The organism is Nocardia wallacei, from assembly GCF_029868745.1.
Classification (GTDB): Bacteria; Actinomycetota; Actinomycetes; order Mycobacteriales; family Mycobacteriaceae; genus Nocardia; species Nocardia wallacei_B.
Map to the genome: position 1 here is coordinate 1 of NZ_JARWOP010000041.1, position 11031 is coordinate 11031.

Here is an 11031-nt window from a genome sequence, read left to right on the forward strand (position 1 = left end):
CCCCCACCCCCCCGCCCCCCGGGCCTAATACCCCCGGGGGGCGCCGTGCTGTTGTCGCCTAGTGCTTCTCCGGACCCAGGTGGTACTCGAAGACCAGTCCGCCCACCGCGACCAGGACGCAGACCACCCCGATACCGATCAGCCAGAACTGGAAGAACGCGAAACCGATCGCGGTCACCGAGGCGGCCGCGGCGATCAGGATGGGCCAGAAGCTACCGGGCGAGAAGAAGCCCAGGTCACCGGCGCCGTCCACGATCTCGGCGTCCTCGTAGTCCTCCGGCCGCAGATCCAGGCGGCGGGCCACGAAGCGGAAGTAGGTGCCCACGATCAGGGTCAGGCCCGCGGTCAGCACGATCGCGGTGGTGCCGGCCCATTCGACGCCGGTGCGCGACTGCGCGGTGAAGAAGGCGTAGACGATCGCCACGATGATGAAGAACACCGTGAGCAGCTCGAAGATGCGTGCTTCGACCTTCATGTCAGTTCTTTCCTCACTTGCTCTCGGCCTGGGCGGCTTCGCGCGCGGTGCGGCTGCTGTCGAACGGGTGCGTCGTCACGGCCACCGGCGACTCACCGATGCTCGCCAGCGCGTCGGCGTTGGTCGCGCCCTTCTCCCGCGCCTGCAGGTAGCGCTCGAACTTGTCCGGGGAGACGGCCCGGACCTCGAAGTTCATCATCGAGTGGAAAGTACCGCACATCTCGGCGCACCGGCCGACGAAGGCGCCCTCCTTCTCGATCTTGGTGATCTGGAAGGTGTTGTCGGAGTGGTTCTGCTCCGGGTTCGGCATCACGTCGCGCTTGAACAGGAACTCCGGCACCCAGAACGAGTGGATGACGTCGGCCGCGGCGAGCTGGAACTCCACGACCCGGTTGGTGGGCAGCACCAGCACCGGGATCTCGTTGGTGGAGCCGATCGTCTCGACCTTGTCGTAGTGCAGGTAGGAGATGTCGTTGGCGGGCAGGCCGTTGTTCGGGCCCGGCTGCGCGTGGCCGTCGACCTTGCGCTCCTTGTACTCCTCGACGATCTCCTCGTTCAGCGCCTGGCGGTTGGCGTCGACACCGTCGTAGACCTGGCCGCCGGACAGCGTCGCCTTCTGGTAGCCGAACTTCCAGTTCCACTGGAACGCGGTCACGTCGACCACGACGTCCGGATTCTCCACCTTCTCGTGCACGTAGTTCTGCACGACCACGGTGAAGTAGAACAGCACCGCGATGATCACGAACGGGATCGCCGTGTAGGTGAGTTCCAAGGGCACGTTGTAGCCGGTCTGCCGCGGGAACTCCGGGGAACTCGACTTCTTGCGGTGGAAGGCCACGGTCCAGAAGGTGAGGCCCCACACCAGGACACCCATCGCCAGGGCGGCGATCACGGACCAGGTCCACAGTTCACGCATCCGGGTCGCCTGCGGGGTCACGCCCGTGGGCCAGCCGAACCGAAGCACGGGGTTGTCGATCGAGCAGCCCGAGACGAGCAGCACGGTGATCCCCAAGGACACCGCCAGCCCGGCCCGCCGAAGGATGCGGCCCCGCCCGGCTCGGGCGGGTCGTGCCCCTATCGCTTCGCTCGCCTTGTGCGCCACGCTCAACGCCTTCCTGGTCGTCTCTCCGACTCGCCGCCGCCCGGGTGGGGCCGGACAGCGTGTATCCAGCATGTTCGGGTGGCCCGGAACCGGACCGGCACAAACGCACGATCCGGGCCGGGAGTTCCCGAGTACTACGCAGCGTAGACCAAACCGGGTACCGCGTTGTGCCCGGGTCGCATTCGACACACCGGGAAGTGGCCGATGACCGGGACAGCACGCCGGCTCCCGGTACGGCATACTCGGAGACTGGGTTTCGCTCCTCCTGCCCGTACCCGATCCCGGAAACGAGGTTCTCGACGCAGTGTGTGGACTGCTCGGATTTCTGACAGCTGACGTGGCGACCGACGACATCGTGAAGCAGGTGTACGACGCGCTGCAGTGTGGCCGTCACCGCGGGCCGGACGAGCGCGGTACCTGGCACGACGAACACATCATCCTGGGCTTCAATCGGCTGTCGATCATCGACATCGAGCACTCGCACCAGCCGCTGCGCTGGGGCCCGCCGGAAAGCCCGGAGCGCTACGCCCTCGCGTTCAACGGGGAGATCTACAACTACCTGGAACTGCGCGAGCAGCTGCGCGAGGAGCACGACGCGCGGTTCACCACCGAGGGCGACGGCGAGGCGATCGTCGCGGCCTACCACTACTGGGGCACCGACGCGTTCGCGCGACTGCGCGGCATGTTCGCCTTCGCGATCTGGGACACCGAGACGCGGCAGCTGGTCCTCGCGCGCGACCCGTTCGGCATCAAGCCGCTGTTCCTGGCCACCGGCCCGAACGGCACCGCCTACGCCAGTGAGAAGAAGAGTCTGCTGGAACTGCTTCCGGCGCTGGGCCTTTCCGACGATCTGGATATGCGGGCGCTGGAGCACTACACGGTGCTGCAGTACGTGCCGGAGCCGGAATCGCTGCACAAGGACGTCCGCCGCCTGGAGTCCGGGTGCTACGCCACCCTGGAACCCGATGCGGCGCCGCAGATCACGCGGTATTTCGAGCCCCAGTTCCGGGTGCGTCCGTTCGCCGCGGGCAGCGAGGAGCGGCGTTATCGCGAGATCGCCGAGGTGCTGGAGGATTCGGTCGCCAAGCACATGCGGGCGGATGTCACGGTCGGCTCCTTCCTGTCCGGCGGCATCGACTCGACAGCCATTGCGGCACTGGCGATCCGGCACAACCCGAATCTGCTGACGTTCACCTCCGCGTTCGAGCGCCAGGGGTACTCGGAGGCCGACGTGGCCGCCGAGACGGCCGAGGCGATCGGGGCGAAGCATTACATCCGCACGGTGAGCCCGGAGGACTTCGCGGGGGCGATTCCCGAAATCGTCTGGTACCTCGACGATCCCGTCGCCGACCCGGCGCTGGTGCCGCTGTACTTCGTGGCCAAGGAGGCCCGCAAGCACGTGAAGGTGGTGCTGTCCGGGGAGGGCTCCGACGAGCTGTTCGGCGGGTACACGATCTACCGGGAACCGTTGTCGCTCAAGCCTTTCGAGTATCTGCCCCGGGGCGTGCGCAGGCTGGCGGGCAAGTTGTCGGAGCGGATTCCGGACGGCACCCGTGGCAAGAGCCTGCTGCACCGCGGCTCGCTGCCGCTCGAGGAGCGGTACTACGGCAACGCCCGCAGTTTCAGCGACGCCCAGTTGCGGGCGGTGCTGCGCGATTTCCGCCCGGAGTGGACGCACCAGGACGTCACCGCGCCGATCTACGAGCGGTCGCGGGGCTGGGACCCGGTCGCGCGCATGCAGCACCTGGACCTGTTCACCTGGCTGCGCGGCGACATCCTGGTCAAGGCCGACAAGGTGACCATGGCCAACTCGCTGGAACTGCGGGTCCCCTTCCTGGACGCCGAGGTGTTCCGGGTCGCCGAGCAGATCCCGTTCGACCAGAAGCTCACCAAGGAGACCACCAAGTACGCGCTGCGCCGGGCGCTGGAGACGATCGTCCCGCCGCACGTGCTGCACCGCCCCAAGCTGGGCTTCCCGGTCCCCCTGCGGCACTGGCTGCGCGGCCCCGAACTGCACGACTGGGCCGCCGCCCAGATCGCCGATTCCCAAACCGATCACCTGCTCGACAAGTCCGCGATCAAGGCGATGCTGGAGGCGCACCGCACCGGCGCCTCCGACCACAGCCGCCGCCTGTGGACCCTCCTGGTCTTCATGATCTGGCACGGCATCTTCGTCGAGAACCGCATCAAGCCGGAGATCCAGGAGCCGACGTACCCGGTGCGGCTGTAGGGCTATCGGGCGGGCGGACGTCTTGCGGTGGTCGGTCAATGTCGGCACTATTACCTCCGTATGCCGCTGACTTCCGATAGCGCGTCCGACAGCCTCGACGGTCTTTCCGTCGGTGACGCATTGGGCGCCCAGTTCTTCGTGCCCGGCCGTTCCCTATCCGACCTGCTCGCCGGGCGCCCGCCGAAGGCGCCCTGGCCATGGACCGACGACACCGAGATGGCCTGCTCGGTGTATTCGGAAATCCGCCACCGCGGCGACATCGACCGCGACGCGCTGGCGGCCGTCTTCGCCGACCGCTGCGAGCCCTATCGCGGCTACGGCGGCGGCACGGTCGTCGTCCTGCACGAGATCCGGGACGGACGGCCGTGGGCCGAGGCGGCGGGCTCCGCGTTCGACGGTCGTGGTTCGTGGGGAAACGGGGCCGCGATGCGCGTTGCCCCGCTCGGAGCGCACTTCGCGGGGGAACCGGACCGAGCCGCGGCGCAGGCCGCCTTGTCCGCCGAGGTCACCCATCGGCATCCCGAGGCGATCGTCGGCGCCATGGCGGTCGCCGTCGCGGCGAGCCACGCCGCGGCGACCCGCGAAACGGGCTGTACGCCAAGCGAATTGTTGTCCGCGGTCGAGCCGTATCTGATCGACGGACTGACCGCGGCAGGTATTCGCCGGGCACGGAAGCTGCTGGGCCGGACGGTAGCCGAAGCGGCCTACGAACTCGGCAACGGCGCCCAGGTCAGCGCCCAGGACACCGTGCCGTTCACGCTGTGGGCGGCGGCGACGTATCTCGACGACTACCCTGCCGCCGTCACCGCGTGTGTCGAGGCGGGCGGCGACGTGGATACCACGGCCGCGATCGTCGGCGGCATCGTGGCGGCTCGGACGGGACCGGGCAGTCGCGAGGATGTCCGCGGGATACCGGAGCAGTGGCTGCTGGCCCGTGAGCCGCTTCCCGCGTGGGCGGCGCTGTAGCTCGGTCGGCTTTACGGGCGTCGACTCGGGGCAAGCTTCGTGTCCGACCTCGGGGCTACGCTCGGGGCATGTGTAGAAACATCACCGCTCTGCGGGGGCTGGAGCCGGAGGCGACGCCCGAGGAGATTCACGCTGCCGCGTTGCAGTACGTCCGCAAGGTCGCTGGCCTGTCCAGCGTCTCCGCCTCGAATCGGGCGGCGGTGGAGGCCGCGGTCGCCGATATCGCCGCTGCCACCATCCGTCTGCTCGCCGACCTGCCTGAGCGCAAGGTGCCGCCGAAATCCGTCCCACCGCTGCGCCGTCCCGAGGTTCGCGCCCGCATCGAGGCTCGCTCCAGCTAGGACGCCTACGCCCGAATCACGTCCGCTTGTCCGATCGCCGGGGCGTCCCGGTGGCTCGTGGGTCTATCCGCACGAAGCGATGACTGCGGTGCAGGTGACCGTCAGCTCCAGGGCCGCGCCGAGGACGTCACCGTTCAGGCCGTCGAAGCGGCGTACGCAGTGTCGGACGAATATCCACGCGATAACGAGACTCGCGGCTACGGCGAGCACTCCGAGCCGGCGATGGCCGGGTGTGGTGAGAACGCCCGCACCGAGCGCGAGCAGCGTCCAGAGACCGATCGTCGGCAGCGACTGCGTCCCCGCCACCAAGCTGCCGAATCCGGCGCCCGGCGCGGCCGGGATTCCGCGGCGGCAAGCCAGAACGACCGCGACCCGCCCCGTCGCGACAGCCAGCGCGATCGCGAACCAGCGGTCGTCGGCCGCCAGCGCCGCGAACGCCAGCGCTTGTCCCCCGATCGCGAACACCAGTGCGGCGACTCCGAACGGTCCCGCCCCGCCACTCTTCATGACTTCCCGCGCCCGCTCGGGCGGTCCATAACTCCCGAGCCCGTCCGCCGTATCGGCCAGCCCATCCAGATGCATCCCCCGCGTCGCCAACGCCAAAGCCCCCACCCCCAACAGCCCCGCCAACCCGAAACCCATTCCCGCCGTACCCAACACCCACATCACCCCGGCAACACCCGCGCCGAGCACCGCCCCCACCACCGGCGCAAGACCGATAGCCCTTCCCGCCCCCACTCGATCCACCGTCTCCGGCCCCCGCACCGGCACCACCGTCAACCAGGAGACCGCCAACCGAACCGAATTCACCCCCACCACACCCTTGCGGTCGACCCACCCACAGCCCGCAATCCCAACCCACCCGCAGCGCACCACGCCGCCACCGCCGAACACTCCACCGCCCGCGGCCCCGCTCCACTCACCAACCGCTGCGCCCACTCGCCCGCAGAGCGCCGACTCGGAGGTCGGGGCCTGGCGTGGTGCCGCCGTTCGAGGCGCATGGTCAGGGAGTGAGTTCGGAAGGGACGAGGGTGGTTTCGTCGGCAGTGCTCACACCCGCGTCGGCGAATGTCGCCATGTCCGCGAGGGCGGAGACGGCGGCGCGGAGGACCGGCAGTGCGGTGAGCGCGCCGGAGCCTTCGCCGAGGCGCATACCCAGGTCGACGAGGGGTTCCAGGCCGAGCCGGTCGAGGGCTCGGGCATGCGATGGTTCGGTGGAGCGGTGTCCCGCGACCCACCATGCCTTGGCGCCGGGGGCCAGCATGTCGGCGAGCAGAGCGGCGGCGGTGATCACCACGCCGTCCAGGATGACCGGGGTGCGGCGGGCGGCGGCCTGCGCGAGATAGCCCGCGGCGGCGGCCAAGTCGGCGCCGCCCGCGACGCGCAGCAGCGCGGCCGGGTCGTGGCGGTGCGACCGGGCCCGCCACATGGCGTCGCGCACGGCGGCGGCCTTGCGCATCCATCCGGCGTCGTCGATACCGGTGCCGCGGCCGACCGCCAGCACCGGCTCGGTGTCGGTGAGCGTGGCGATGAGAACCGTTGCGGGAGTGGTGTTTCCGATCCCCATGTCGCCGGCGATCAGCAGGTCCGCGCCGCCGTCGATCTCCTCGTCGGCGATCGCTTTCCCCGCCGCCAAGGCGGCGTTCACCTCGGCCTCGGTGAGCGCGTCCTCGCGGTCGATGCGACCGGAGGAACGCCGGATCTTGTACGTGGACACCGACGGATCGGTATCACCGTCGACGGCGAGGTCCACCACCCGCACGGTCGCGTCCGCCAGCCGCGCCAGGACGTTCACGGCCGCGCCGCCGGCCAGGAAGTTGGCGACCATCTGCGCGGTCACCTCGCTCGGATACGCCGAAACCCCATGCCGCGCAACACCATGGTCCCCCGCGAACACCACCACCCGGGCCCGCTGGAACTGCCGCGGCGGACACACCCCCTGACACGCCGCAACCCAATTCCCCAGCGTCTCCAGCCGCCCCAGCGCCCCACCCGGCTTGGTCAACTCCAACTGCCGCGCCTCGGCCTGCCCGCGTACCCGCGCATCAGGCGCGACCACAGGCCCGAATTCCGGTGCCGCACCTGAGAACTCGCTCGCCCTCTCCCCCATGTCGACCCCATCGGCCGTCGCATCCGCCGCCGCGAAGCCGGTCGCGCCCGCGGACGCCGCTTCCCGCGAAGGCGCGGCTCCGGCCACGACATTTGTTGTCCCGGAGGGCATTTCATCGGAAGACGTGGCTTGCGCGCCGGTAGATCCGCCCGAATGCGCGCCGCCGATGGGCGCAGCGTCGTTTACGACACCACCTGCGGCGGCCGCGGCCGCCAAGGCACCGGGCGCGCCTTCGACGGCCGCGTTCGGCTTGATCCTGGTCGGGATCCCGGCCACCACGAGGTACACCTCGTCGCAGACCGCTGCCAGGCGCTGGTTCAGTTCGCCGAGTTCGTCCTGGAACAAGCGGCCCGATCGGGTCGCGGGGAGTACTCCGAGTCCGACCTCGGGGCTCACGATGATCAGTCGGTGCTGGTAGCCGGTCACGGCCGCGACGAGATCGTCGATGTCGGGACGTACGGTGCCGCGAGGCTGTTCCCAGGCCGCCCGCGCATCGATGCGCCCGGTCAGCCAGGTACCGAGATCGTCGACGAGCGTCACCGGCGCGGGATCGGCAAGCAGCGCCACCGGGTCACCCTCGACCACGTTCCACACGCCCGGCCGCCGAACCCGATGGGCCGCAACACGTTCGGCGAAGTCCGCATCGGACGGATCCACCACGGCCGTCGCCACGTACCGCACCGCCCCGGCCCGCCCGGCCAGCTCCTCGGCAAACGCCGACTTCCCAGACCGCGCCCCGCCGAGCACCAGCGTCCGCACCCCAGCATCCTTCACCACGCCAGAACGGTACCAACCCACCCGCCCAGATAGCCGCACGCCCGCCCCTGCCCCACCCGCACACCCGACAGCCGGCCCCCACAAACTCAACCAGCAAGCATGCGCGTATTCGACCAGCGGTTTCCGCACACTCGGCTACGGCGCCCGCGCACTCGACCAGCAGCACAATCGGCCGGCGAGTATCCGCACTCGTCGGCGGGTTCCCGCACGTCCACGCATTCGGCGTCGTGTGCATGCTCAGCCCGCCCGCACCGACGCGCCCGGCTGGCATCGCACACGCTTCCGGAGCGGGTGGGTCACCCGTACCCTCAGGCGCCGAAGCGGCGGCGGTAGTCGGTGGGGGCTATGCCGACGAGGCGTTGGAAGTGGTGGCGGAGGAGGGCGGCGGAGCCGAAACCGGAACGGGACGCGATGGTTTCGAGGTCGAGGGTGGTGTCTTCCAGGAAGTGTTTCGCGAGCAGGACGCGCTGGTTGGTGAGCCATTTGACGGGCGTGGTGCCGGTTTCGGCGACGAAGCGGCGGGCGAAGGTGCGCGGTGACATGGCCGAGCGGGCGGCCAGGACCTCGATCGTGTGCGGGAGGTCGAGGTGCTCGGCCAGCCACAGGAGCGTGTCGCGCAGGCTGTCGGTGGTGCATTCGGGAACGGGCTGCTCGATGAACTGCCGCTGTCCGCCGTCGCGCTGCGGCGGCACCACCATGCGTCGGGCGATCTTGTTGGCGACCGCACTGCCCAGCTCGCGCCGCACCAGATGCAGGCAGGCGTCGATGCCCGCCGCGGTGCCGGCGCTGGTGATCAGAGTGCCTTCGTCGACGAACAGCACGTCCGGGTCGACGGTGGCCGAGGGATACCGTTCGGCGAGCTGCCCGACGTAGCGCCAGTGGGTGGTGCATTTGCGGCCGTCCAGCAGCCCGGCCGCCCCGGCGAGAAAGGCGCCCGAGCACACGGTCAGTACGGTCGCCCCCGCGTCCGCGGCCTCGCGCACCGCCCGCACCACGCGCGGATCGAATTCGTGGTCCGGCGCGACTGGAAACGCCGGAATCGCGACCAGGTCGGCGTCGCGCAACTCGTCCAAGCCGTACTCCGGGGTGAGAGTGATCCCGGGCGTGCTGGACTTCAGCGATCGTCCCGGCTCCGCCCCGCACACCCGGAAGTCGAAGGGCGGCAACCCGTCGTCGCGGCGATCCAGCCCGAAAACCTCACAGACGACGCCGAATTCGAACATGGCGACATTCGCACTGAGCACCGCGGCGACCTTGGACAGCATCCGACGAGTCTACTTGGCCGGATATTTACGAACAATGTCGTTACTGCCACTGGTGGCAGAAAGTAGTTGGTAGAAAACTTACTGCCATGCTCACCTTGCTGCTCACCTTCCTCTTCGCCCTCCTGATCGTCCTGGCCGTGCGGGTATTTCTGCACCACGGACTCACCCTGCCGCCAACGGGTTCGAGCACCGTCGACGATCGCGACGCCCAGCGCGTGGACCAGGAACTCCGGGCCATCACCGCCATGCGCGAACACGGCTGAACCGCACCGGAACCCGCGCGACCGTCCAGCCCGGCACGTTTCGACCGTCCAGTCCGGCCACGTTTCGGCCGGAGCGCTAGACCGCGTCCCCCGGATTCACCCGCGGCTTCGGCGCGCGCATGCGGCGGATCTGCGAGGCGCGCACGAACGCATACCAACCCAGCGACCACGACGAGGTGGTGTCGTCGGGGAACCGCTCCTGCACCCGCTTGTTGATGGTGCGGCCGATCAGGAACCCCTCACCGACCATGAACGCCATCATCACCAGCATGGCCAGCGTGACGTAGGCCTGCACCGCCGGCGTCAGGAACATGGTCAGGATCAGCACCAGCGCCAGCGGCATGAACAGACCGACCAGATTGCGGCGCGCGTCGACCAGATCCCGCACATAGGCGCGGACCGGTCCGCGATCGCGCGGCAACAGGAACTTGTCCTCCCCGGCGAGCATGCGGGCGCGCCGGTCGGCGGCGGCAGCGCGGCGCTCGGCCGAGGCCACCTTGCGATCGGCCCGCGTACCGCGCGTGGCCTTGCGACGGGCGCGGGCTTCCTTCGAGGTCATCGGCGCGGGCGCGACCGGCCCGCGGCGTCTGTTCTCGGCATCCCGGCGCTTGGGAGTGGGCCGCCCCTTGCCGGTGGTGGCCGTGGCGGCCGGCCGTTCGGACGGGGTGGCCGAGTCGCCGCCGGACGCGCCGGCCTGGTCGGCCGAGGTCTCGTCGGCGAGGTCGTCGGTCTTGCTGGCATCGCCGCGGCGGAGGAACTTCACGCCGACCAGGCTATTCGATGGCACATCGCCCTGGAAATCCGGTTCGCCGAGTTGCTGTGTCCTGTGCCATAGTCGACTGTTCATCCCCCGCTAACCGGTCGTTTCCGGCCGCGACAAGAGTACGGTCGATAGCGGACAGCCACATCCGGCAGGCATACGGCCGGGGTGCGGGTGGGTATCCGGACTAGGGCGCCATCGAGCGCGAGTGGCAAGATTGGAATAGCCACCCGCGAAGTGGCGTTGACAGCTTCCGAGCCGTGCGCTGTTCACGGGTTGAACACGGGTCCCGAGGAGACTTCATGACTGTGCAGAACGAGACCACCACCACTCACGGTGTGGCGCTGACCGACGCGGCCGCCTCCAAGGCCAAGGCGCTGCTCGACCAGGAGGGCCGTGACGATCTGGCGCTGCGGATCGCCGTGCAGCCGGGTGGCTGCGCCGGCCTGCGCTACCAACTGTTCTTCGACGACCGCACCCTCGACGGTGACCTCACCGCCGAGTTCGGCGGCGTCAAGCTGACCGTCGACCGGATGAGCGCCCCCTACGTTCAGGGCGCCGCGATCGACTTCGTCGACACCATCGAGAAGCAGGGTTTCACCATCGACAACCCGAACGCCACCGGCTCCTGCGCCTGCGGCGACAGCTTCAACTGAGTCGGCCTCCTCAGCGCGGGAAAACCGCGGGGTTTACCCCGGTGTGGGGGCCCGGCGGCCGGGGATGGAATTGCCCCCAAACCGCG

General features: G+C 69.4%; 11 protein-coding genes. 5 read left to right on the forward strand and 6 right to left on the reverse strand.

From position 1 onward, the window contains the following. Positions 1-58: 58 nt before the first annotated feature. Together QH470_RS01935 and ctaC are read right to left on the reverse strand one after the other, a co-directional pair. Positions 59-475 carry a cytochrome c oxidase subunit 4 gene (locus QH470_RS01935; protein ID WP_280270492.1) on the reverse strand — a complete coding sequence of 139 codons (417 nt, stop codon included), beginning with the start codon at positions 473-475 and terminating at the stop codon, positions 59-61. Positions 476-488: 13 nt separating this feature from the next. Further along, on the reverse strand, positions 489-1577 hold the full coding sequence (ctaC, locus tag QH470_RS01940) for an aa3-type cytochrome oxidase subunit II (RefSeq protein WP_280270493.1): 1089 nt from the start codon (positions 1575-1577) through the stop codon (positions 489-491). Positions 1578-1881: 304 nt separating this feature from the next. Between ctaC and asnB the strand changes: the two genes are divergently transcribed. The 3 genes from asnB to QH470_RS01955 all read left to right on the forward strand — a co-directional run bounded on the left by asnB (position 1882) and on the right by QH470_RS01955 (position 5114). Next, a complete protein-coding gene (gene asnB, locus QH470_RS01945; protein WP_280270494.1) occupies positions 1882-3807 on the forward strand; it encodes an asparagine synthase (glutamine-hydrolyzing) in 1926 nt (641 codons plus the stop codon). Positions 3808-3867: 60 nt separating this feature from the next. Then, positions 3868-4773, forward strand: a complete 906-nt coding sequence (locus tag QH470_RS01950) for an ADP-ribosylglycohydrolase family protein (protein ID WP_280270495.1) — start codon at positions 3868-3870, stop codon at positions 4771-4773. Between the two features lie 68 nt (positions 4774-4841). After that, positions 4842-5114: a DUF2277 domain-containing protein gene (locus tag QH470_RS01955; protein ID WP_280270496.1), complete on the forward strand. Its 273-nt coding sequence runs from the start codon at positions 4842-4844 to the stop codon at positions 5112-5114. 63 nt (positions 5115-5177) lie between these two features. On the opposite strand, the gene QH470_RS01960 is transcribed toward QH470_RS01955, so the two are convergent. The 3 genes from QH470_RS01960 to QH470_RS01970 all read right to left on the reverse strand — a co-directional run bounded on the left by QH470_RS01960 (position 5178) and on the right by QH470_RS01970 (position 9266). Continuing rightward, positions 5178-5924, reverse strand: a complete 747-nt coding sequence (locus QH470_RS01960; RefSeq protein ID WP_280270497.1) for an adenosylcobinamide-GDP ribazoletransferase — start codon at positions 5922-5924, stop codon at positions 5178-5180. Between the two features lie 193 nt (positions 5925-6117). Beyond that, positions 6118-8001: a nicotinate-nucleotide--dimethylbenzimidazole phosphoribosyltransferase gene (gene cobT, locus QH470_RS01965; RefSeq protein ID WP_425302575.1), complete on the reverse strand. Its 1884-nt coding sequence runs from the start codon at positions 7999-8001 to the stop codon at positions 6118-6120. Positions 8002-8309: 308 nt separating this feature from the next. Beyond that, positions 8310-9266 (reverse strand): helix-turn-helix domain-containing protein, encoded by a 957-nt coding sequence (locus QH470_RS01970; protein ID WP_280270498.1) that lies wholly within the window; start codon positions 9264-9266, stop codon positions 8310-8312. An 86-nt stretch (positions 9267-9352) separates the two neighbouring features. Here QH470_RS01970 and QH470_RS01975 point away from each other — a divergent pair, with 86 nt between their 5' ends. Further along, entirely contained in the window at positions 9353-9529 is a 177-nt protein-coding gene (locus tag QH470_RS01975) for a hypothetical protein (protein ID WP_280270499.1), read from the forward strand. Positions 9530-9605: 76 nt separating this feature from the next. Here QH470_RS01975 and QH470_RS01980 read toward each other — a convergent pair whose 3' ends face one another. Continuing rightward, positions 9606-10292 carry a DUF3043 domain-containing protein gene (locus tag QH470_RS01980; protein ID WP_280270500.1) on the reverse strand — a complete coding sequence of 229 codons (687 nt, stop codon included), beginning with the start codon at positions 10290-10292 and terminating at the stop codon, positions 9606-9608. Positions 10293-10591: 299 nt separating this feature from the next. Between QH470_RS01980 and QH470_RS01985 the strand changes: the two genes are divergently transcribed. Continuing rightward, positions 10592-10945, forward strand: a complete 354-nt coding sequence (locus QH470_RS01985; RefSeq protein WP_280270501.1) for a HesB/IscA family protein — start codon at positions 10592-10594, stop codon at positions 10943-10945. Positions 10946-11031: the final 86 nt, after the last annotated feature.